Origin of the sequence: Enterobacter sp. BNK-16 (assembly GCF_048684955.1) — a bacterium.
GTDB classification, from domain to species: domain Bacteria; phylum Pseudomonadota; class Gammaproteobacteria; order Enterobacterales; family Enterobacteriaceae; genus Enterobacter; species Enterobacter bugandensis.
The window spans coordinates 1,590,187-1,610,577 of the sequence record NZ_JBLQTQ010000001.1 but is presented as its reverse complement, the minus strand read 5'-3'; the positions used below and the strand labels follow the sequence as shown (position 1 = coordinate 1,610,577).

Below are 20,391 nucleotides of genomic sequence, written 5' to 3'. Positions count from 1 at the left end.
TATTGTGTTCAATTAAACGCTTCGTGACAACCTTAACCGAAACATCGCACCCCGGGAGGCCCCATCGTGAGTTTATTCGACAAGAAGCATCTGGTTTCACAAGCTGATGCATTACCGGGACGCAACACCCCTATGCCTGTGGCGACCTTACACGCCGTCAATAACCATTCAATGACCAACGTTCCTGATGGAATGGAAATCGCCCTGTTCGCCATGGGCTGCTTCTGGGGCGTTGAGCGCCTCTTCTGGCAGTTGCCCGGCGTTTACAGCACCGCGGCCGGCTACACGGGCGGTTATACGCCGAATCCAACCTACCGCGAAGTCTGCTCCGGCGAAACCGGTCATGCGGAAGCGGTCCGCGTGGTATATGACCCGACGGTCATCAGCTACGAACAGCTCCTGCAGGTCTTCTGGGAGAATCATGACCCGGCGCAGGGCATGCGTCAGGGCAACGACCACGGCACACAGTATCGCTCGGCCATTTATCCGCTCACGCCTGAGCAGGACGCCGCTGCGCGCGCCAGCCTTGAGCGTTTCCAGCAGGCCATGCGTGAAGCAGGCGATACGCGCGAGGTGACCACGGAAATCGCCACCGCGAAGCCGTTCTACTATGCCGAGGACGATCATCAGCAGTATCTGCACAAAAACCCGTACGGCTACTGCGGCATCGGGGGCATCGGCGTCTGCCTGCCGCCACAGCTGGCCTGATTATTAACCGTTAAATCGTCACCCGTACCGGACAGCGCACGCTGTCCGGTCTGTTTTATGCCAAAAATGTGACCTCTGGCAGATTTACATCTCTTTACGCTATACTACCGCTGAAATAATCGGCTCAACGCTACGAGCTGACGTTCTACGTGTTTTCACACAAATGGTATCAACTCCCCTTCTGAGGATCTGGCGAGAAGCCGGATAAACTATGTTAAACAGTATTTTAGTAATACTTTGTCTAATTGCCGTCAGTGCATTTTTCTCGATATCTGAGATCTCGCTGGCCGCGTCCCGTAAAATCAAACTTAAGCTGCTTGCCGACGAGGGCAACATCAATGCCACCCGCATCCTGAAAATGCAGGAAAACCCCGGCATGTTCTTCACCGTGGTGCAGATTGGCCTTAACGCGGTCGCCATTCTCGGCGGTATCGTGGGCGATGCGGCCTTTTCTCCAGCGTTTTATAGCCTCTTTGTCAAATACATGTCCGCTGAGCTTGCCGAACAGCTGAGCTTTATTCTCTCCTTCTCGCTGGTAACCGGCCTGTTCATCCTCTTTGCAGACCTGACCCCGAAACGCATCGGTATGATTGCGCCAGAAGCTGTAGCTTTGCGTATCATCAACCCGATGCGCTTCTGTCTGTACGTGTTTCGTCCGCTGGTGTGGTTCTTCAACGGCCTGGCGAACGTGATTTTCCGCATCTTCAAGCTGCCAATGGTGCGTAAAGACGACATCACCTCTGACGACATTTATGCGGTGGTGGAAGCCGGCGCGCTGGCCGGGGTGCTGCGTAAGCAGGAACACGAGCTGATTGAGAACGTTTTTGAACTGGAATCCCGTACCGTGCCCTCTTCCATGACGGGCCGCGAAAACATTATCTGGTTCGATTTACATGAAGATGAGCAGAGCCTGAAGAACAAAGTAGCGCAGCATCCTCACTCCAAGTTCCTGGTCTGTAATGAAGATATCGACCACATCATCGGTTACGTCGACTCCAAAGACCTGCTGAACCGCGTGCTGGCAAACCAGAGCCTGGCGCTCAACAGCGGCGTGCAGATCCGCAATACCCTGATTGTGCCGGACACCCTGACGCTCTCCGAAGCGCTGGAAAGTTTCAAAACCGCCGGGGAAGACTTCGCGGTGATCATGAACGAATACGCGCTGGTGGTGGGTATCATCACGCTGAACGACGTGATGACCACGCTGATGGGAGACCTGGTTGGCCAGGGACTGGAAGAGCAGATTGTTCAGCGTGACGATAATTCATGGCTGATCGACGGCGGTACGCCGATTGAAGACGTCATGCGCGTGCTGGATATCGACGAGTTCCCGCAGTCCGGTAACTACGAAACCATCGGCGGCTTTATGATGTTTATGCTGCGTAAAATCCCGAAACGCACCGACTCGGTGAAGTTCTCCGGCTACAAGTTTGAGGTGGTGGATATTGATAACTACCGCATCGACCAGCTGCTGGTGACGCGTATTGACAACAAGCCGACCGTACTGGTGCCGAAGCTGCCGGACGCGGAAGAGAAGGTGTCGGCGTAACGTACCTACCCCCACAAACATCAACGGCTCCCATCGGGAGCCGTCTTTTTAACTACCTACTGCATAGCACGTTGGTTAAGCCATCTCAGTTTGCAGACGCATAACCTGACGGTTGACTTCGGACATCACAGACAGGTGCTGTTTGTCCTTCACTTTTGGGACAAGGATCTTGCCCTTATCAAACTCAAAAGCGCCAACATCCTTGATGTACAACCGTCCACGGAACAGGATCTTCACGTACTTCGCCACCTGAAGCGGGTTGTAGCGTTGGAAAATTTTCATTCTTGTATCTCCTGCGAATCATACGCTCTTGCGGTGCCACAATCAGCCCGACTGTCCTGAGCGCAAATTTTGATGCCCAATGACTATAGACCAGAACTACGGTGTTACCCAGTGTGCATAAGTTTATTTACCGTTTGATTACAATTATTCAGAATAATCTTTGCAAAGCGTGATAGAGAGCAGTATAAGCCGTCGTTTTTTCATGGATATGTGCGTTCACCCGCAAACTGGCACTGGGATTGCGGGAAAACCACATTGATCGCACTTATGATTAAAAGCGTATGACCAAGTGGTCGGATCACCTGCAAACAATAAGGAAACGCCATGACCCTACGTAACATCCTTGCGGCAGCTTGTCTGCTGCTGCCCCTGTGGGCTTCCGCTCACAGCATTGAAAAAGGACAACGTGTACCGCCAGTCGGCATTGCTGACCGGGGAGAATTGATTCTCGACAATGATAAGTTTAGCTATAAAGCCTGGAATAGCGCGCAGCTCGCGGGCAAAGTGAGAGTTGTACAACATATTGCCGGTCGTACATCCGCAAAAGAGAAGAATGCCAGCCTGGTGGAGGCGATCAAGGCCGCAAAATTCCCCCATGACCGCTACCAGACCACCACGATTGTGAACACCGATGATGCCATTCCTGGCTCCGGGATGTTTGTGCGTTCAAGCCTTGAGAGCAATAAAAAGCTCTACCCGTGGTCGCAGTTTATCGTCGACAGCAACGGCGTGACGCGTAAGGCCTGGCAGCTTGAGGAAGAGAGCTCCGCGATTGTCGTGCTGGATAAGGACGGCCGCGTGCAGTGGGTGAAAGACGGCGCGTTAACTCAGGAAGAGGTGCAGCAGGTTGTCGCCCTGCTGCACAAACTGCTGGCTCAGTAAAGAGAGACGCGGAAGCCGGGGTTGAGGAATGATTCGCGCGGGGTATAGTCCAGCGGCTTGCCCTGCCAGTCATGGACATGCGCCCCGGCGGCCGCGGCAACGGCATGGCCTGCCGCGGTATCCCAGACGTTGGTTGGCCCAAAGCGCGGATACAGCTGCGCCTGACCTTCCGCCACCAGGCAGAATTTCAGCGACGAGCCAATCGAGGTGGTCTGGTGTTCACCCAGCTGTTGCAGGTATTCCTCCAGCTCGCTGTCGCTGTGCGAGCGGCTAATCACCACCAGCGGTGGACGGGCATCGCGCACCTGGATCTGCTTGCGTACGCCGCACTCCTCCTTCCAGGCCTTCCCTTCTGCAGCGCTGTACATCACCTTCATTACCGGCGCGTAGACCACGCCGAGCACCGCTTTACCCTTCTCAATCAGGGCAATATTGACGGTGAACTCACCGTTGCGCTTGATGAACTCTTTTGTCCCGTCCAGCGGATCGACCAGCCAGTAGCGCAGCCAGTGCTGGCGCTCGTCCCAGCTTTGCGGCGCTTCTTCAGACAGAACGGGGATATCCGGCGTTAAGGCCTGCAGACCTTGCAGGATCACCTTATGCGCCGCGATATCGGCCGCCGTGACCGGGGAGTCGTCCGCCTTGCTGACGACCTCCATCGGTTTAACACCGTCATACACCTGCATGATGGCATCTCCCGCATCCCGTGCGAGCTGACAAATCTTATCTAGCATTTTCCACCTCTTTGTTAACGCAGTGAGGTTAACTCTTTGTTTTAGTTATATCGTAATGTGAACAATTCCGCTATCTGTGAAGCAATTCCGGTTTCAGGTCGCTTTTTTCTGTCAGGATTCACATTTCTGTAAGCAACAAACGATAGATACATACTCTTTTGTGGAACGGATCGAAAAAAGGACTCCTCTGATGATTAAGTTTAGTGCAACGCTTCTGGCGACGCTGATTGCAGCGAGCGTGCAGGCGGCGACGGTAGATCTGCGTATTCTGGAAACGACCGATCTGCACAGCAATATGATGGACTTCGATTACTACAAAGATACCCCTACGGAAAAATTCGGACTGGTACGTACAGCAAGTTTGATCAACGCCGCGCGGGGTGAAGTCAAAAATAGCGTGCTGGTGGACAACGGCGATCTCATTCAGGGCAGCCCGCTCGGCGACTACATGGCGGCGAAAGGTCTGAAGAAAGGCGAGATCCATCCGGTTTATAAAGCGATGAACACGCTGGAGTATGCCGTCGGCAACCTGGGCAACCACGAATTCAACTACGGCCTGAAATACCTGCACGATGCGCTGGCCGGCGCGAAGTTCCCGTACGTTAACGCCAATATCATCGACGTTAAGACGCAAAAGCCGCTCTTTACCCCATACCTGATTAAAGAGAGTGAAGTTGTCGATCGGGACGGTAAAAAGCAGACGCTGAAAATCGGCTATATCGGCTTCGTACCGCCGCAGATCATGACCTGGGATAAAGCCAACCTCGACGGCAAAGTGACCGTTAATGACATTACCGAAACCGCGCGCAAGTACGTGCCGGAAATGCGCGCGAAAGGCGCAGATCTGGTGGTGATTGTCGCCCACTCGGGTCTCTCCGCCGATCCGTATCAGGCCATGGCGGAGAACTCCGTTTACTATCTGAGCGAAGTCCCGGGCGTTGACGCGATCCTGTTCGGCCACGCGCACGCTGTTTTCCCGGGCAAAGATTTTGCCAGCATTAAAGGGGCGGATATCGAGAAAGGGACGCTCAACGGCGTGCCGTCGGTGATGCCGGGCATGTGGGGCGACCACCTTGGCGTGGTGGATCTAGTGCTAAATAACGACAGCGGCAGCTGGAAGGTGACGCAGTCAAAAGCCGAAGCGCGCCCGATTTACGACGCGGCGGCTAAAAAATCCCTGGCTGGTGAAGATAAAAAGCTGGTCGACGTGCTGAAGCACGACCACGACGCCACCCGCGAATTCGTCAGCAAGCCGATCGGCAAATCCGCCGACAACATGTATAGCTTCCTGGCACTGGTGCAGGATGACCCGACCGTTCAGGTGGTCAACATGGCCCAGAAAGCCTATGCCGAACACTTTGTTCAGGGCGATCCGGATCTGGCAAAACTGCCGGTGCTGTCTGCCGCTGCACCATTCAAAGTGGGCGGACGCAAGAACGACCCGGCAAGCTATGTTGAGGTCGAAAAAGGCCAACTGACCTTCCGTAACGCCGCCGATCTCTATCTATACCCGAATACCCTGGTGGTGGTTAAAGCCACGGGGAAAGAGGTGAAGGAGTGGCTGGAGTGCTCCGCCGGGCAGTTTAACCAGATCGATCCGAAGAGCAGTAAACCACAGCCGCTGATTAACTGGGACGGCTTCCGTACCTACAACTTCGACGTGATCGACGGCGTAAATTACCAGATTGACGTCACCCAGCCGGCGAAATATGACGGCGAGTGCCAGGCAATTAACCCGCAGGCCGAACGCATCAAAAACCTGACGTTCAACGGCAAGGCGATCGATCCGGATGCCACCTTCCTGGTGGTAACCAATAACTACCGTGCCTACGGCGGTAAGTTTGCCGGTACGGGCGATAGCCACATCGCTTTTGCATCACCGGACGAAAACCGCTCGGTGCTGGCGGCGTGGATCGGCGCGGAGTCGAAGAAGGCGGGCGAAATTCACCCGGCGGTGGATAACAACTGGCGTCTTGCGCCAATCCACAGCGATGCGAAACTGGATATCCGCTTTGAAACATCACCGTCCGATAAGGCCGCCGCGTTTATCAAGGATAAGGCACAGTATCCGATGAAGAAGGTAGCAACGGATGATATCGGGTTCGCGATTTATCAGGTGGATTTGAGCAGGTAGCGGTGATTGTGCCGGGTAAGGCGAAACCGCCACCCGGCTTTTACGCCGCACGCTCATCCCGATTCGCCATCACCTTCGGCGTATTGACTTCAATCCAGTCCGCCAGCGCGGCGACTTTCTCGCTCACCTCAATGCCCATCGGTGTCAGGCTATACTCGACGTGCGGCGGCACGACCGGATACGACACGCGATCGACAAACCCGTCCTGCTCCAGCGCCTGAAGCGACTGGGACAGCATCTTTTCGCTCACCCCGCCCATTTTATGGCGCAGCTCGCTAAAACGGTGCGTTCCTCCGCGCAGAGCCAGCAGGATCAGCACGCCCCAGCGGCTGGTAACGTGTTTAAGCACCTCTCGTGAAGGGCACTGTTCCGCGAAGAGATTGCCATCGCGCATTTGCTCGCTGAGCGTTGGGATCGTTTTTTTCATACTTACCTTTTTGTACGTACTTACTAAAAGTTAGCTATGGTGATAGTGTGCCACAACACCAGACAAACACGAAGGAGATTTATCATGATCGCGATTACCGGCGCTACCGGCCAGCTTGGCCAGCACGTTATTGAAGAACTGCTGAAAACCGTTCCAGCAAACCAGATTGTTGCCATTGTTCGTAACCTGGCGAAAGCTGAAGCGTTAAGCAACCAGGGTATTGTGGTTCGTCAGGCGGATTACACCGATAAGGCCGCCTTTACTGCCGCGCTGAGCGGCGTGGAAAAGCTGCTGCTCATCTCCTCAAGCGAAGTGGGCCAGCGCGCGACCCAGCACCAGAACGTGATCAACGCCGCCAAAGCGGCAGGCGTGAAATTTATCGCCTACACCAGCCTGCTACACGCGGATAAATCACCGCTGGGTCTGCACGTTGAACATGTCGAAACCGAGAAAGCGTTGGCAGAATCTGGCGTGCCATACGCCCTGCTGCGCAACGGCTGGTACACCGAAAACTACCTGGCGAGCGCGCCGCCTGCGCTGGAACACGGCGTATTCATTGGTGCCGCAGGCGAAGGCAAAATTGCCTCTGCCACCCGCGCAGACTATGCCGCGGCGGCAGCCAAAGTGATCGCTGAAGAGGGTCATGCGGGCAAGGTATACGAACTGGCAGGCGACCACGGCTGGACATTGAGCGAGCTGGCGGCGGAACTGAGTAAGCAGAGTGGTAAACCTGTGGCGTATCAAAACCTGAGCGAAGCGGACTTTGCAGCCGCATTGAAGAGCGTGGGTTTACCCGCCGGGCTGGCGGATATGCTGGCGGACTCCGACGTGGGCGCGTCCAAAGGCGGCCTGTTTGACGACAGCCGTACCCTGAGCAAGCTGATCGGCCGCCCGACCACACCGCTGGCGGAGAGCGTCAAAGCCATTCTGTAATTGTTACGGATTGGTTATTTTTTGTGGCATCCCCTCGGGTCATCTCTGATAATGGTGTGATGACCCATGAGGAGGCTCATCGTGCAAGGCGTACCGGAACAGTTTACTGACGAGAGAGACAGCGCGCGCTTTCGCCATCTGGCGCAGCTGCCGGGCCTTGAACTCTATCACGCGCATATCTCTGACTACGCCTTTGAGCCCCACACCCATGAAGCCTTCGGCATCGGCACCATCGAAACCGGTGCCGAACGCTTTCGCTATCGCGGCACCCAGCATCTCGCACCTGAAAAATCCGTTGTTACCATGAACCCGGACGAGATCCATACCGGGGAGTCCGCGACCGAAGACGGCTGGCGCTACCGGATGGTCTACATCGAACCCGATCTTCTGGAAGAGGTAACCGGCCTGCGCCACTGGTGGTTCAGCGACGTAACCCGTTACGACCCGCAGCGCTCTCAGCAGATCGGCAGGCTAATTTACGGCCTGTGGCATACGGACGATCCGCTGGCGCAAAAAGGCTTATTGCTGGATCTGATCGAGACCTTTCAGCCGCTAGCCCATCACGCGCCGGTGGTTCAGGAAGGCGCACACCGTTTCGAGCGCGTGCGCGAGTATTTGCACGACAACTATATGCACGCCCTGACGCTGGACGAACTGGCGAACGTTGTCTCGCTCAGCCCGTACCATTTCCAGCGACAGTTCAAAGCCCATTTTCACGTTACGCCGCACCAGATGTTGATGGCCATCCGCCTGTGGCGCGCCAAGGCGTTTCTCACCCACGGTATGCCCGCCGCCGAAGTCGCCGCCGCAACGGGGCTGACCGACCAGTCGCATTTAACACGCGCCTTCACCCGCCGCTACGGCATTACGCCCGTGCGCTACCAGAAACAGGTCGCCCGGCGCTAATGCGCAATCTCATACAATACGCGCGCGTTTCCCCCTTCTAGACTGAGTGCAGAGTAAATCAATGTGGATGGAAAAATGATTAGCGGCGTGTTGTATGCCCTGCTTGCAGGTCTGATGTGGGGGCTGATCTTTGTCGGCCCTCTGATCGTGCCGGAATACCCGGCGATATTGCAGTCTACCGGACGTTATCTGGCGCTCGGGCTGATTGCCCTTCCTCTGGCATGGCTGGGGCGTACGCGCTTGCGACAGCTCAGCCGTCAGGACTGGGGCACCGCGCTGGCGCTGACCATGATGGGCAATCTCATCTATTACGTCTGCCTGGCAAGCGCCATTCAGCGAACCGGAGCGCCGGTGTCGACCATGATTATCGGCACGCTGCCGGTGGTCATCCCCATCTTCGCGAATCTGCTCTATAGTCATCGGGACGGCAAGCTGGCGTGGTCGAAAATGATACCCGCCCTGGCCTGCACCGCCGTGGGGCTGGTGTGCGTCAATATCGCCGAGCTGCGCCACGGCCTGGCAGACTTCAGCTTATGGCGTTACGGTTCGGGGATCGTTTTAGCGTTCATCTCGGTCGCGTGCTGGGCCTGGTACGCCCTGCGCAATGCGCGCTGGCTGCGGGAGAACCCGGACAAACACCCGATGATGTGGGCAACGGCGCAGGCGCTGGTCACGCTCCCCGTCTCGTTAGTGGGGTATGCCGGCGCATGCCTCTGGCTGGGTCATCAGCAGCCGGAATTTGCCCAGCCCTTCGGGCCAAGACCCTGGGTCTTTATTGGCTTAATGGTTGCGATTGCGGTGCTGTGCTCCTGGGTGGGCGCGCTGTGCTGGAACATTGCCAGCCAGAAGCTGCCGACGGTGATCTTAGGGCCGCTGATTGTGTTCGAAACCCTGGCCGGGCTGCTGTACACCTTCCTGATGCGCCAGAGCGTGCCGCCGCTGTTAACGGCCTGCGGGATCGCGCTGCTGGTGGTGGGAGTGGTGATGGCGGTAAGAGCGAAGCCGGAAAAACCGAGGGTCGTTCCGGCTTCGGAGATGTGAGTAATGCCCAGCGGCGCTACGCTTGCAGGGCCTACAAAACAGTAGGTCTTGTAAGGCGTAGCCGCCACCGGGCAAGCCTTTAAAACGTTTCCCAGTTCGCTTCAGACGCCGTCGCTGCTGGCTGCGCTTTTGGCACATAGGTTTTCACCGGTGCCGCTTTGACCGCCTGATTACGCGTTATTTTGAACACTGCTACCGCTTCGTTCAGGCGTGCGGCCTGATCTTCCAGCGCCGCCGCTGCCGCCGCAGACTCCTCCACCAGCGAGGCGTTCTGCTGGGTCACGCGGTCCATCTCGGCTACCGCCTGACCAACCTGGTCGATACCGCGGCTCTGCTCGTCAGAGGCAGAGGCAATTTCGCCCATGATGTCGGTCACGCGGGTAACCGCGTTAACGATTTCCGCCATCGTCGCGCCCGCTTCGTTCACCAGCTGAGAACCCGCGTTCACGCGCTCGCCGGAATCATCGATCAGCGCCTTAATCTCTTTCGCCGCCTGGGCGCTGCGCTGGGCAAGCGTGCGCACTTCTCCTGCAACCACCGCAAAGCCACGGCCCTGCTCACCCGCACGCGCCGCTTCCACCGCCGCGTTCAGCGCCAGAATGTTGGTCTGGAAGGCAATCCCGTCGATAACGTTAGTAATTTGCGCGATTTTGCTGGAGCTGGTGGCGATCTCGTCCATGGTGCGCACCACGCCTTCCACCACGTTACCGCCCTTCTTCGCGGTTGAGGAGGCATCCAGCGCCAGACGAGACGCCTGACGCGCGTTATCGGCGTTCTGCTTCACGGTGGCGGTCAGCTGTTCCATGCTGGCTGCCGTCTCTTCCAGAGACGCGGCCTGCTGCTCGGTACGGGAAGAGAGGTCGTTGCTGCCCGCCGAGATTTCACCCGCACCGGTATAGATGGTGTCTGCGCCTTCACGCACCACGCCCACGGTGTTCGCCAGCGAGGTTTGCATCTCCTGCACGTTGCGCGCCAGGATAGCCATTTCGTTCCTGCCTTCAGCCTGAATCGGCTGGGTTAAATCCCCTGCCGCGATGGCGCGGATATGGTTGATCACCTCTTCCAGCGGCAGCAGCAGCACCCGGCGCATGGCGATCCAGCTGGAGATAATCACCGCAATGACGAGGATCATGACGGCAGAGAGGATCCACAGGATGCGCTTGTAGTCGCTTTCGTTATCCTGAATGCCTTTACTGGTGAGCGCAGCCTGCGCCTCGCGCCACTCTCGATAGACCTTTTGCATTGCCGTCTGCTTCTGTTCTGCATTCTGCTTGAACATATCTTCCAAGTTGCCCTGGCTCAGCAGAACGTTCATTTGCGTCAACGTGGCGGAGTAGATGCGGTACTGCTCTTCCAGCCGATCGGCCAGGTTCTCATCCAGACCCGGGGTATTCGGCAGAGCGTAGTATTTGTCGTAATGGACCTGCGCATTGGCCAGCAGATTTTTCGCGGTGTTAACCAGCTCGTTCAGCTGTCCACCGTTAATCTGAGAGGCCATGCTGCTTTGCAGACGCAGCATCCCGCGGTTTAGCGTGACGCGCGCCTGGTTCAGGCTGATCCAGGCGTCGGTAAATTCCGCCACGTTCTGGCTGGAAAGCTGCGACACGGTGAAGTTGTCTTTATCGTTATTCAGCGCGTTGATAAAGATACCCGCGGAAATCACTTGCATGATGCCGAGCACAAGCAGCACCGAAATAAGAAGAGTAATGACTTTTATACGTTTAAACATGCGTTGCCTTTGTTATATGCAGGTTTGTCTGACGTGTATCTATCGGCACGCGCGGCGGGTTGTTTACTGTTTCTCCACCTTTAAAAACTTTCTAAACCACTTTCCTAAATCCATTCAGGGAGTTAAACGGGACATTTTTTTGTGATCCGTGTCGCACTTTCTCCCTTCCCTCTAAAGGGTTATAGCGCCGCCTTAAAGATGCATTTAATATGCATCTTATATTCTTGATGACGAGGTAACTGCTATGGCCTTTCGCGACCACCCCCTCGGCGAGCTGGCGCTCTCCATCCCTCGCGCTTCCGCGCTGTTCCGTAAATACGATATGGATTACTGCTGCGGCGGTAAGCAAACGCTGGCGCGAGCGGCCTCGCGCAAGGAACTGGACGTGGAGGCTATCGAAGCGGAGCTGGCGCTGCTGGCCGAACAGCCTGTTGAAAAAGACTGGCGCACCGCCCCGCTCACGGAAATCATCGACCATATCATCGTGCGTTACCACGACCGCCACCGTGAACAGGTGCCTGAGCTGATCCTGCAGGCAACGAAAGTTGAGCGCGTACATGCCGACAAGCCTTCCGTGCCGCGCGGTCTGGCAAAATACCTGACCATGCTGCATGAAGAGCTTTCCAGCCACATGATGAAAGAAGAGCAGATCCTCTTCCCGATGATTAAACAGGGAATGGGAAGCCAGGCGATGGGACCTATCAGCGTAATGGAAAGCGAGCACGATGACGCGGGCGAACTGCTGGATGTGATCAAACACACTACTAACAACGTCACGCCGCCGCCGGAAGCGTGCATCACCTGGAAAGCGATGTACAACGGCATTAACGAGATGATTGACGACCTGATGGAGCACATCAGCCTTGAGAATAACGTGCTGTTCCCGCGGGCATTGGCGGGGGAATAAAAAAGCCCGGTGGCGCTAGCGCTTACCGGGCCTACAACGTCCTCGAACATAGGCCGGGTAAGCGTCAGCGCCACCCGGCAACATGCTTAACGCATGCCTGCCATACGTTTCTTACCGATAAACAGCCAGCCCAGCCCCAGCGCGATAAACCACAGCGGCGTGACGATCAGCGCCTGACGGGTGTCATCTTCGAGCGTCAGCAGCACCAGCACGAACACGAAGAACGCCATGCACACCCAGCACATCAGCTTGCCCAGCGGCATCTTGTAGATCGACTTCTCATGCAGGTGCGGACGCTGTTTGCGGTACACGAGGTACGAGCACAGGATAATGGTCCAGACGAACATGAACAGGATCGCCGACACGGTGGTGATCATGGTAAACGCGCCAATTACGCTTGGGTTCACGTAGAGCATCACCACACCACCCAGCAGGCACATGCAGGAGAAGGTCAGCCCTTTTGCCGGTACGGCACGCTTAGAGAGCTTGGCGAACGCGCTCGGCGCTACGCCCTCCTGCGCCAGACCAAACAGCATACGGCTGGTTGAGAACACGCCGCTGTTCGCAGACGATGCCGCAGAGGTCAGCACCACGAAGTTAATCAGGCTCGCCGCAGCAGGCAGCCCTACCAGCACGAACAGCTCAACGAACGGGCTCTTGCTGGGCACCACGGAGCTCCACGGCGTCACGGACATAATGATGATCAGCGCGAAGACGTAGAACATGATGATACGCACCGGTATGGAGTTGATGGCGCGCGGCAGGGACTTCTCCGGATCTTTGGTTTCCGCAGCGGTCGTTCCGACAAGCTCAATCCCCACAAACGCAAACACCGCAATCTGGAAGCCCGCAAAGAAGCCGCTGATGCCTTTCGGGAACCAGCCGCCGTCGTTCCACAGATGGGTGAAGGACGCCTGAACGCCCGTTGGCGACTGGAAGTGCGTCAGGACCATCACCAGGCCCACCACAATCAGCCCCACGATAGCGACAATCTTGATCATCGCGAACCAGAACTCCATCTCACCGAACATTTTCACGGTGGCAAGGTTCAGGCTCAGCAGCAGAATAATCACCGCCAGCGAGGCGACCCAGTCCGACAGCCCCGGGAACCAGAACTGCGCGTAAGCGGTAATCGCCACGACGTCCGCCATGCCGGTGACCACCCAGCAGAACCAGTAGGTCCAGCCGGTAAAGTAGCCCGCCCACGGGCCGAGCAGGTCCGACGCGAAGTCGCTGAAGGATTTGTATTCGAGGTTCGAGAGCAGCAATTCACCCATTGCGCGCATCACGAAGAAGAGCATAAAACCGATGATCATATAAACGAAGATGATCGACGGCCCGGCAAGACTGATGGTTTTGCCCGACCCCATAAACAGCCCGGTGCCGATGGCACCGCCGATGGCGATAAGCTGTATATGACGGTTTGTGAGATTGCGCCGTAGCGACTGTTCAGACGTCGCCTCTTCTGCAGCGGCGACTTTGACCTGATCTACCATGTAATTTTTCCTGTTTATGCCTGTCTGTGTTGTTAAGGCTCTTCTGGCCTTTAAAAACGTCAAATAAATGACGGTCCCTTCGTAAGGGTTTATCGATATTAGGTAAGAATCGGCGGGATGAATACTATGATTTAGATATTATGTTAATAATATGTTGAAAGTGAGTGTCATATCACTCATACAGCGCGAAACAGCTCACAAAAATACACGCAACAGTTTCGTTTTCAAGATAAAATGTTGATTCCGTCGTAACTATGGGTTTTATCACTATTTTCCCCTCCCCTGACGGGGAGAGGAAATAAGAAAAGTCGATTACAGAATTTCCAGCAGCTCGACTTCAAATACCAGGGTGCTGAATGGCGGGATGGACGCACCAGCGCCACGCTCGCCGTAAGCCAGGTTGTGCGGGATGGTCAGTTCCCATTTGGAACCCACTGGCATCAGGGTCAGGGCTTCGATCCAGCCCGCGATAACGCCGTTGACCGGGAACTCAGCCGGTTCGCCGCGCGCCACGGAGCTGTCGAACACGGTTCCGTCGATCAGCTTACCGGTATAGTGCACGCGAACGTGGTCGGTACGCGCCGGGATAGCGCCGTCGCCCTGGTTGATCACGCGGAACTGCAGGCCAGATTCGGTGCTGTTCACGCCTTCGCGCTCGCGGTTCTCTTCCAGATATTTCACGCCTTCGGCTGCCATCTCTTCGAAGCGCGCGCGACGCACAGCGTCAGCACGTTCGTGGATTTCACGCAGCGCACGATGCACAACGTCAACCGGAACGGCAGGCTGTTTGCCTTCCAGCGCATCAGCGATACCCGCCACCAGCGCTTCAGGTAACAGACCTTCCAGGCCGGATTCGCTCAGCTGCTGTCCTACCTGCAAGCCGATACCGTAACTTGCCTGCGCTTCGATAGTGTCAAAAGTCGGGGTGGTCATGGGTTTTCCTTCCATCACATTTAAAGTAGCGGGCAGCATATCAGCCATGCCCTTATGGGTAAAACTTTGTCTGAAGTTAAGGTGACAAACCGCGACGAAACAGAAACAATAGAGACAACCAGGATTAATCCCGAACTGATGTCACGGATGTCCGGTTTGCTACGTCGTTCAGGCAGTTAGCGAACTATACTTCGAAGCACAGGATATAAAAGACGCGGAGCAGGAGGAGAGCCATGCCCGGGCGATTTGAACTGAAACCTACCCTGGCGAAAATCTGGCAGGCGCCGGACAATTTTCGCATTATGGACCCGCTGCCTCCTCTGCACCGCAGGGGGATCATCATTGGTGCGCTGATGGTGATCGTGGGCTTCCTGCTTCCTTCCGGCGGTGATGATGTTGATACCGCGCCGGTCACCCGCAATGCGCAGCTGGATCTACAGTCGCAAACGCGGCCGCAGCCTGACGCGCAGCCGATGCAGACGCAGCTGGTAACCCCGTCTAACGATCCGGGTCAGGTCGCGCCTGTTGAACCCGAACCCGTTCAGGATGAACAGGAGCAGGCCGCAGCGCCGTCTGAGCCGCAAACCCAGCAGCCGACCGGCATCGAGCAGCAGTGGCGCTCCTATCGCGTGGAGCCGGGCAAAACCCTGGCACAGCTTTTCCGCGACCACAACCTGCCGCCGACCGACGTGTATGCCATGGCAAAAGTGGAAGGCGCAGGTAAACCGCTGAGCAACTTACAGAACGGCCAGATGGTGCAGATTCGCCAGAACGCCAGCGGGGTGGTCACCGGGCTGACCATTGATACCGGAAATGGGCAGCAGGTGCTGTTTACCCGCCAGCCGGACGGCAGTTTCATCAGAGCACGTTAATGGCGTATGCCGGGTAAACCACCCGGCACTTTTGTTCTCAGGCACCCCGTTTATTCACCCACCAGATCCCCGAGCAGACCAGCACCAGCGCAATCGCGTATTTGATATCCAGAATGTTTTCGCCGAGGAAAATGGCGGAAAGCACCGTCCCTGCGACAGGAATGACAAAGTTGAACGGAGCAATCATGCTTACCCGGTTCACTTTCAGCAGCGCGCTCCACAGGGCGAAAGCTACGGATGAGAGCAGCGTCAGATACCCCAGCACCGCAACGGCCTTCATGCTGTGTACCTCCAGCGTTCCGCCCGTGGCATAACCTCCCGCAACCAGCGCAGCCCCGCCTATCGCCAGCTGCCAGCCGGTCATCACCGTTGGGTCGACGGTCTGGGAAATACGTTTCCCGTAAAGCGTGGCGGCAGAGAGAATAAAGGCCGCCAGCACCACAAAGCCGTCGCCTTTCCAGATAAACTGGAAATCGCTTAACCCACTTTGAAAGTTCACCAGCATCACCCCGGCAAACCCAAGAATACAGCCCAGCGTTTTGTTATAGCTGAGTTTGTCATTGTGGTAGATAAAGTGCGCCAGCAGTACGCTGAAGAAAGTCCCGGTGGCGTTCATGATTGAGCCGTTTACCCCCGTCGTGTAGGCCAGTCCGATATAAAAGAAAGTGTACTGAATGGTGGTCTGGGTTAGCCCGAGGATCGTGAGCTGGCCAAACTGCGCGGGCGTGAGCCTGCCAATCGGTTTGCGCTGGGCCAGCGCAAAGAGCAGCAGCAAGGCACCGGCAAACAGAAAACGGTATCCGGCAAAAACGACTTTGGAGGGAATATCATCGGTCGCGATCTGAAAGAGTTCGTAGCCATTTTTAATGGCCGGGTACGAGCTCCCCCAAAGCAGGCAGCAGAGCGTGGCGCAGGCGTAGGCCACATGTCGACGGGCAAAGACGGGCGTGGGCAGAGCGGTATCCATGACAAATCTCATAAATAAAATTGCGTTTCAATTTATTATCAGAGAATGCGTCAGGAATAGCTACCATACGAGATAAAAAGAGAATTTCCGGTAGCCTTAAAAAAGCAAAACGCCGGCACAAGGCCGGCGCTTCGACGCGAGCAGAGTAAAAAATTACTCAGCTACAACGTTAACAACCAGTTTAGCGAACACTTCGCTGTGAACCTGGAAGTCAACTTCGTGCTCACCAGTGGTACGCAGAACGCCGTTCGGCATGCGAACTTCGCTCTTAGCCACTTTAACGCCTGCTGCAGTAACTGCATCAGCGATATCGCGGGTACCGATGGAACCGAACAGTTTACCTTCGTCGCCAGCTTTGGAAGCGATGGTAACAGTGCCCAGTGCGTTGATTGCTTCAGCGCGAGCGTTAGCAGCCGCCAGAACGTCAGCCAGTTTGGCTTCCAGTTCAGCGCGACGTGCTTCGAAAAACTCTACGTTTTTCTTAGTAGCTGGAACAGCTTTACCCTGTGGAACCAGGAAGTTACGAGCGTAGCCCGCTTTAACGTTAACCTGATCACCCAGGCTGCCCAGGTTTGCTACTTTATCAAGCAGAATAACTTGCATTACCTTATCCTCTTAAAGTCGTATTAATGGACCGTGCCCGATTACTGATGACGATCAGTGTACGGCAGCAGGGACAGGTAGCGAGCGCGTTTGATAGCGCGAGCCAGCTGACGCTGATATTTAGCACGAGTACCGGTGATACGGCTTGGGACAATCTTACCGCTTTCGGTGATGTAGTTTTTCAGCGTTGCGATATCTTTATAGTCGATCTCTTGAACGCCTTCCGCGGTGAAACGGCAGAACTTGCGACGACGGAAATAACGTGCCATATGGCTAGTCTCCAGTATCTATCAAATCAATCTGCTCGGCATGCAGAACCATTTTGCTCAGGCCGTTCTTTGCCTTGTGGCAAGAGATGAACCCCTGAACGATTACTGCGCTACCGACCGTTAAACTGTGAGTAATGGCCTGGTTTTCGTGTCCGCTAATAATAACGGGCATTTGGCACCACGCCTGCCGGTGAAACCCGGCTTCCTCTTGCACAGAACGATGCTCAAGCACGAACTGGCAATGCGGAATTCCTGATGGACTGACCTTTCGAAGGGGAGCCCTGCATACGATGCCGGACAACGCCAGACGGTTGGTCATCAGAAATTACTCTTCAGAATCCCCAGCATCAGAATCATCTGCGGTTTCGTTTGCGAAATCATCGCGACGCTCACGGCGCTCGTCTTTCGCTTTAACCATCGGAGATGCTTCGGTAACTGCGTTTTTGGTACGCATAACCATGCTGCGGATAACGGCATCGTTGAAGCGGAAGGTAGTTTCCAGCTCATCGATAACTTCCTGCGGCGCTTCAACGTTCATCAGAACGTAGTGTGCTTTGTGCAGTTTGTTGATCGGGTAAGCCAGCTGACGGCGGCCCCAGTCTTCCAGACGGTGGATCGTACCTTCTGCACCAGTGATGGCAGCAGAGTAACGCTCGATCATACCCGGAACCTGTTCGCTCTGGTCAGGATGGACCATAAAAACGATTTCGTAATGACGCATCGAATTGCTCCTTACGGATTATTCAGCCTCCTGTCTGGGTCAGCCGAGGCCCGGGGAGGCAAGGAACGTGTTAAAGGTCGGCTGAAAAATTGACGCGTCATAATACTTTCCCCCCCAGGAAACTCAAGCTGATTGCACAAATAATTCGCACAAAGCGTAAAGCTGGTCTAAGTGGGTGATTTAAAATTAATCGCATCAGGAAGCGTTGTTTTTTTGAACAACTGCATCAGAAATGGTCACGCATCCCCGCCGGAGGAATGATTACACTTTAATCAGAGATCAGCTGAATTAAAGAAGGAGTATTTCCCTCACACAGCACGCAGTCGTGGAGCGCAATCATGAAAAAAATCGCAGTAGCCATAATGGCGGTGCTTTTGCTCAGTGCAAACGCGATGGCAGCCATCAAAATAGACGGCCGGCAGGCCAGAAACATGGATGATGTGCACAGCTTGGGCGTAATCTATATCAATCATAATTTCGCCACTGAAAGCGAAGCAGATCGGGCACTAAATGAAGAGACCGATGCCCAGGGCGCAACCTATTACCACGTGATGTTAACCCGTGAGCCCGGCAGCAACGGCAATATGCACGCCAGTGCAGATATCTATCGGTAACCTTTAACGCTAGCACCAGGAAAGCCAACAACGAGAACATAGCCATAGTTGACGTTGCCCCCTGTCCGGGGGCTTTTTTCGTGAATGGCTCCGGAATACCACCGGTTACAACTGTTTTCGGTATTCCAGAGCACTTATTCACTTCTGCCCGTAGTAGGCATTCGGGCCGTGCTTGCGCATGAAATGCTTGTTCATCAGGTAATCGTCAATGCCCTGAAGCTGTGGATTAATGTCGCGGGCAATCCACGCCATTTTAGCTACCTCCTCCATCACGACAGCATTATGTACCGCGTCGTGAGCATCTTTACCCCAGGAGAACGGACCGTGCTGATACACCACAATCCCCGGCGTATGCAGCGGTTCAGTTTCACCCAGCGTTTCAATAATCACCTTGCCGGTGTTGCGTTCGTACTCCCCTTCCACTTCAGCCTGCGATAATGCCCGCGTGCAGGGAATGTCGCCGAAGAAGTAGTCCGCATGCGTTGTTCCCAGCGCCGGAATCGCCAGCCCCGCCTGTGCCCAGGCGGTGGCGTGCGTGGAGTGGGTATGCACAACGCCACCCAGCGATGGATAACGCTGGTACAGCGCCAGATGGGTCGCCGTATCAGAAGAAGGACGCCATTTGCCCTCAACGACGTTTCCTTCGAGGTCGACCACCACCATATCGTCCGCTTTCATGATTTCATACGCCACGCCGCTCGGCTTGATCACCACCAGACCTTGTTCACGGTCGATGGCGCTCACGTTGCCCCAGGTGAACGTTACCAGGCCATAGCGCGGCAGATCCATATTGGCCTCAAAGACCTGCTGTTTCAGCTTAAGCATGTTCAGCCTCCAGTAACCCCGCGCGCGCCATACGCTCGCGCACCCAGTCCCGCGCTTTTGCCACTTCCGCAGCCGGATCGTCTGACGTTTCGCTCCACATCTCAATCAGATAAGGCCCGCAATACCCTGTCTGTTTGAGCGTCTCGAAGCACCGTTCGAAATCCACCACCCCGGTGCCGAACGGTACGTTTTTAAACACGCCAGGGCGGGTATCTTTGACGTGCACCGCCACGATATGCCCGATGCCCGCCTGCAGCTCCATCTGCACGTCGTTATCCCAGGCCGACAGATTGCCGATATCCGGATAAAGCTGGAACCAGGGGTTATTCAGATAGTGCGCATAGCCCAGCGCCTTGCTGATGGAGTTCATCAACGGGTAGTCCATGATCTCCATCGCCAGCGTGACCTGCGCGCGGCTTGCCATCTCAACGCTCTCTTTCAGGCCGTCACGGAAACGACGGCGCGTTTCGTCGTTGGCTTCCTGATAGTAAACGTCGTAACCCGCCAGTTGGATCACGCGGATGCCGACATCCTGCGCAAAACGAATGGCTTTGCGCATGATCTCCAGCCCTTCAGCGCGCACGGCATCGTCTTCACTGCCGAGCGGAAAACGGCGGTGGGCGCTCAGACACATGGACGGCACGCGCACGCCGGTTTCGGCAATGGCGCCCACCAGCGCCAGGCGCTGCTCGCGACGCCAGTCCAGGCGAGAAAGGCGCACATCCGTCTCATCCACGGACATTTCGACAAAATCGAAACCCAGCTGTTTTGCCAGCCGTAACCGCTCCAGCCAGCACTCCCCTGCAGGGAGTGCCTTTTCATAGATGCCAAGCGGGACCTGTTTTGACAACATACCCGC

General features: G+C 55.8%; 23 protein-coding genes. 10 read left to right on the top strand and 13 right to left on the bottom strand.

Translation table 11 applies throughout. The features are described 5' to 3' along the window. Positions 1-66 precede the first annotated feature (66 nt). Both msrA and ACMGGH_RS07740 read left to right on the top strand, forming a co-directional pair. A complete protein-coding gene (msrA, locus tag ACMGGH_RS07745; protein WP_028015284.1) occupies positions 67-708 on the top strand; it encodes a peptide-methionine (S)-S-oxide reductase MsrA in 642 nt (213 codons plus the stop codon). Between the two features lie 211 nt (positions 709-919). Next, positions 920-2,257, top strand: a complete 1,338-nt coding sequence (locus tag ACMGGH_RS07740) for a hemolysin family protein (RefSeq protein WP_028015283.1) — start codon at positions 920-922, stop codon at positions 2,255-2,257. A 75-nt stretch (positions 2,258-2,332) separates the two neighbouring features. Here the strand turns inward: ACMGGH_RS07740 and ACMGGH_RS07735 are convergent, their stop codons facing one another. Next, positions 2,333-2,539 (bottom strand): DUF1107 domain-containing protein, encoded by a 207-nt coding sequence (locus ACMGGH_RS07735; protein ID WP_008501430.1) that lies wholly within the window; start codon positions 2,537-2,539, stop codon positions 2,333-2,335. A gap of 324 nt (positions 2,540-2,863) precedes the next feature. Between ACMGGH_RS07735 and ACMGGH_RS07730 the strand changes: the two genes are divergently transcribed. Further along, complete coding sequence (locus ACMGGH_RS07730) at positions 2,864-3,421, top strand: YtfJ family protein (protein ID WP_028015282.1); 558 nt, start codon at positions 2,864-2,866, stop codon at positions 3,419-3,421. Here the strand turns inward: ACMGGH_RS07730 and cysQ are convergent. Next, positions 3,415-4,155 carry a 3'(2'),5'-bisphosphate nucleotidase CysQ gene (cysQ, locus tag ACMGGH_RS07725; RefSeq protein WP_126326212.1) on the bottom strand — a complete coding sequence of 247 codons (741 nt, stop codon included), beginning with the start codon at positions 4,153-4,155 and terminating at the stop codon, positions 3,415-3,417. The genes ACMGGH_RS07730 and cysQ overlap by 7 nt on opposite strands. 190 nt (positions 4,156-4,345) lie before the next feature. Here cysQ and ACMGGH_RS07720 point away from each other — a divergent pair, with 190 nt between their 5' ends. Then, positions 4,346-6,289 (top strand): bifunctional 2',3'-cyclic-nucleotide 2'-phosphodiesterase/3'-nucleotidase, encoded by a 1,944-nt coding sequence (locus tag ACMGGH_RS07720; protein WP_232948695.1) that lies wholly within the window; start codon positions 4,346-4,348, stop codon positions 6,287-6,289. Between the two features lie 40 nt (positions 6,290-6,329). Here ACMGGH_RS07720 and ACMGGH_RS07715 read toward each other — a convergent pair whose 3' ends face one another. Beyond that, entirely contained in the window at positions 6,330-6,716 is a 387-nt protein-coding gene (locus ACMGGH_RS07715; protein WP_028015279.1) for a winged helix-turn-helix transcriptional regulator, read from the bottom strand. A gap of 84 nt (positions 6,717-6,800) precedes the next feature. Here ACMGGH_RS07715 and ACMGGH_RS07710 point away from each other — a divergent pair, with 84 nt between their 5' ends. The 3 genes from ACMGGH_RS07710 to ACMGGH_RS07700 all read left to right on the top strand — a co-directional run bounded on the left by ACMGGH_RS07710 (position 6,801) and on the right by ACMGGH_RS07700 (position 9,596). After that, positions 6,801-7,649: an SDR family oxidoreductase gene (locus tag ACMGGH_RS07710; protein WP_193051135.1), complete on the top strand. Its 849-nt coding sequence runs from the start codon at positions 6,801-6,803 to the stop codon at positions 7,647-7,649. Between the two features lie 81 nt (positions 7,650-7,730). Next, the gene (locus ACMGGH_RS07705; protein WP_028015277.1) at positions 7,731-8,555 is read left to right on the top strand and encodes an AraC family transcriptional regulator; all 825 of its coding nucleotides are present in this window, start codon (positions 7,731-7,733) and stop codon (positions 8,553-8,555) included. Positions 8,556-8,630: 75 nt separating this feature from the next. Then, on the top strand, positions 8,631-9,596 hold the full coding sequence (locus ACMGGH_RS07700; RefSeq protein ID WP_041911471.1) for a DMT family transporter: 966 nt from the start codon (positions 8,631-8,633) through the stop codon (positions 9,594-9,596). Between the two features lie 79 nt (positions 9,597-9,675). Here the strand turns inward: ACMGGH_RS07700 and ACMGGH_RS07695 are convergent, their stop codons facing one another. Then, on the bottom strand, positions 9,676-11,325 hold the full coding sequence (locus ACMGGH_RS07695; RefSeq protein ID WP_101865853.1) for a methyl-accepting chemotaxis protein: 1,650 nt from the start codon (positions 11,323-11,325) through the stop codon (positions 9,676-9,678). Between the two features lie 244 nt (positions 11,326-11,569). On the opposite strand from ACMGGH_RS07695, the gene ytfE reads away from it, so the two are divergent. Beyond that, on the top strand, positions 11,570-12,232 hold the full coding sequence (gene ytfE / locus ACMGGH_RS07690; protein ID WP_028015274.1) for an iron-sulfur cluster repair protein YtfE: 663 nt from the start codon (positions 11,570-11,572) through the stop codon (positions 12,230-12,232). 86 nt (positions 12,233-12,318) lie between these two features. On the opposite strand, the gene cycA is transcribed toward ytfE, so the two are convergent. Both cycA and fklB read right to left on the bottom strand, forming a co-directional pair. Continuing rightward, a complete protein-coding gene (gene cycA, locus ACMGGH_RS07685) occupies positions 12,319-13,728 on the bottom strand; it encodes a D-serine/D-alanine/glycine transporter (protein WP_041911474.1) in 1,410 nt (469 codons plus the stop codon). Between the two features lie 312 nt (positions 13,729-14,040). After that, positions 14,041-14,661 (bottom strand): FKBP-type peptidyl-prolyl cis-trans isomerase, encoded by a 621-nt coding sequence (gene fklB / locus ACMGGH_RS07680; protein WP_008502892.1) that lies wholly within the window; start codon positions 14,659-14,661, stop codon positions 14,041-14,043. Between the two features lie 233 nt (positions 14,662-14,894). Between fklB and ACMGGH_RS07675 the strand changes: the two genes are divergently transcribed. After that, positions 14,895-15,533 (top strand): OapA family protein, encoded by a 639-nt coding sequence (locus ACMGGH_RS07675; protein WP_028015272.1) that lies wholly within the window; start codon positions 14,895-14,897, stop codon positions 15,531-15,533. Between the two features lie 37 nt (positions 15,534-15,570). On the opposite strand, the gene ACMGGH_RS07670 is transcribed toward ACMGGH_RS07675, so the two are convergent. From ACMGGH_RS07670 to rpsF, 5 genes are all read right to left on the bottom strand, one after another. Further along, complete coding sequence (locus ACMGGH_RS07670; RefSeq protein WP_232948696.1) at positions 15,571-16,500, bottom strand: DMT family transporter; 930 nt, start codon at positions 16,498-16,500, stop codon at positions 15,571-15,573. 153 nt (positions 16,501-16,653) lie between these two features. Beyond that, positions 16,654-17,103 carry a 50S ribosomal protein L9 gene (rplI, locus tag ACMGGH_RS07665; RefSeq protein ID WP_006810372.1) on the bottom strand — a complete coding sequence of 150 codons (450 nt, stop codon included), beginning with the start codon at positions 17,101-17,103 and terminating at the stop codon, positions 16,654-16,656. 41 nt (positions 17,104-17,144) lie between these two features. Next, the gene (rpsR, locus tag ACMGGH_RS07660) at positions 17,145-17,372 is read right to left on the bottom strand and encodes a 30S ribosomal protein S18 (RefSeq protein WP_000135199.1); all 228 of its coding nucleotides are present in this window, start codon (positions 17,370-17,372) and stop codon (positions 17,145-17,147) included. A 4-nt stretch (positions 17,373-17,376) separates the two neighbouring features. Next, a complete protein-coding gene (gene priB, locus ACMGGH_RS07655; protein WP_028015270.1) occupies positions 17,377-17,691 on the bottom strand; it encodes a primosomal replication protein N in 315 nt (104 codons plus the stop codon). 6 nt (positions 17,692-17,697) lie between these two features. Beyond that, positions 17,698-18,093, bottom strand: coding sequence for a 30S ribosomal protein S6 (rpsF, locus tag ACMGGH_RS07650; RefSeq protein WP_014068637.1), 396 nt, complete (start codon positions 18,091-18,093; stop codon positions 17,698-17,700). A gap of 338 nt (positions 18,094-18,431) precedes the next feature. Here rpsF and yjfY point away from each other — a divergent pair, with 338 nt between their 5' ends. Further along, on the top strand, positions 18,432-18,707 hold the full coding sequence (gene yjfY, locus ACMGGH_RS07645) for a DUF1471 family protein YjfY (RefSeq protein ID WP_028015269.1): 276 nt from the start codon (positions 18,432-18,434) through the stop codon (positions 18,705-18,707). Between the two features lie 138 nt (positions 18,708-18,845). Here yjfY and ACMGGH_RS07640 read toward each other — a convergent pair whose 3' ends face one another. Both ACMGGH_RS07640 and ACMGGH_RS07635 read right to left on the bottom strand, forming a co-directional pair. After that, the gene (locus ACMGGH_RS07640) at positions 18,846-19,532 is read right to left on the bottom strand and encodes an L-ribulose-5-phosphate 4-epimerase (RefSeq protein ID WP_232948697.1); all 687 of its coding nucleotides are present in this window, start codon (positions 19,530-19,532) and stop codon (positions 18,846-18,848) included. Then, on the bottom strand, positions 19,525-20,385 hold the full coding sequence (locus tag ACMGGH_RS07635; protein ID WP_045259632.1) for an L-ribulose-5-phosphate 3-epimerase: 861 nt from the start codon (positions 20,383-20,385) through the stop codon (positions 19,525-19,527). Before ACMGGH_RS07635 ends, ACMGGH_RS07640 begins: the two co-directional genes overlap by 8 nt. Positions 20,386-20,391 lie beyond the last annotated feature (6 nt).

What these genes read in the sequence shown, in the direction of transcription:
- rplI (WP_006810372.1), bottom strand. Translation starts at nt 17,103, where the DNA reads ATGCAAGTTATTCTGCTTGATAAAGTAGCAAACCTGGGCAGCCTGGGT.
- ACMGGH_RS07640 (WP_232948697.1), bottom strand. Translation starts at nt 19,532, where the DNA reads ATGCTTAAGCTGAAACAGCAGGTCTTTGAGGCCAATATGGATCTGCCG.
- cycA (WP_041911474.1), bottom strand. Translation starts at nt 13,728, where the DNA reads ATGGTAGATCAGGTCAAAGTCGCCGCTGCAGAAGAGGCGACGTCTGAA.
- cysQ (WP_126326212.1), bottom strand. Translation starts at nt 4,155, where the DNA reads ATGCTAGATAAGATTTGTCAGCTCGCACGGGATGCGGGAGATGCCATC.
- rpsF (WP_014068637.1), bottom strand. Translation starts at nt 18,093, where the DNA reads ATGCGTCATTACGAAATCGTTTTTATGGTCCATCCTGACCAGAGCGAA.
- ACMGGH_RS07740 (WP_028015283.1), top strand. Translation starts at nt 920, where the DNA reads ATGTTAAACAGTATTTTAGTAATACTTTGTCTAATTGCCGTCAGTGCA.
- ACMGGH_RS07710 (WP_193051135.1), top strand. Translation starts at nt 6,801, where the DNA reads ATGATCGCGATTACCGGCGCTACCGGCCAGCTTGGCCAGCACGTTATT.
- ACMGGH_RS07735 (WP_008501430.1), bottom strand. Translation starts at nt 2,539, where the DNA reads ATGAAAATTTTCCAACGCTACAACCCGCTTCAGGTGGCGAAGTACGTG.
- ACMGGH_RS07675 (WP_028015272.1), top strand. Translation starts at nt 14,895, where the DNA reads ATGCCCGGGCGATTTGAACTGAAACCTACCCTGGCGAAAATCTGGCAG.
- ACMGGH_RS07720 (WP_232948695.1), top strand. Translation starts at nt 4,346, where the DNA reads ATGATTAAGTTTAGTGCAACGCTTCTGGCGACGCTGATTGCAGCGAGC.
- ytfE (WP_028015274.1), top strand. Translation starts at nt 11,570, where the DNA reads ATGGCCTTTCGCGACCACCCCCTCGGCGAGCTGGCGCTCTCCATCCCT.
- ACMGGH_RS07695 (WP_101865853.1), bottom strand. Translation starts at nt 11,325, where the DNA reads ATGTTTAAACGTATAAAAGTCATTACTCTTCTTATTTCGGTGCTGCTT.
- ACMGGH_RS07700 (WP_041911471.1), top strand. Translation starts at nt 8,631, where the DNA reads ATGATTAGCGGCGTGTTGTATGCCCTGCTTGCAGGTCTGATGTGGGGG.
- ACMGGH_RS07670 (WP_232948696.1), bottom strand. Translation starts at nt 16,500, where the DNA reads ATGGATACCGCTCTGCCCACGCCCGTCTTTGCCCGTCGACATGTGGCC.
- ACMGGH_RS07730 (WP_028015282.1), top strand. Translation starts at nt 2,864, where the DNA reads ATGACCCTACGTAACATCCTTGCGGCAGCTTGTCTGCTGCTGCCCCTG.
- ACMGGH_RS07715 (WP_028015279.1), bottom strand. Translation starts at nt 6,716, where the DNA reads ATGAAAAAAACGATCCCAACGCTCAGCGAGCAAATGCGCGATGGCAAT.
- fklB (WP_008502892.1), bottom strand. Translation starts at nt 14,661, where the DNA reads ATGACCACCCCGACTTTTGACACTATCGAAGCGCAGGCAAGTTACGGT.
- yjfY (WP_028015269.1), top strand. Translation starts at nt 18,432, where the DNA reads ATGAAAAAAATCGCAGTAGCCATAATGGCGGTGCTTTTGCTCAGTGCA.
- ACMGGH_RS07635 (WP_045259632.1), bottom strand. Translation starts at nt 20,385, where the DNA reads ATGTTGTCAAAACAGGTCCCGCTTGGCATCTATGAAAAGGCACTCCCT.
- priB (WP_028015270.1), bottom strand. Translation starts at nt 17,691, where the DNA reads ATGACCAACCGTCTGGCGTTGTCCGGCATCGTATGCAGGGCTCCCCTT.
- rpsR (WP_000135199.1), bottom strand. Translation starts at nt 17,372, where the DNA reads ATGGCACGTTATTTCCGTCGTCGCAAGTTCTGCCGTTTCACCGCGGAA.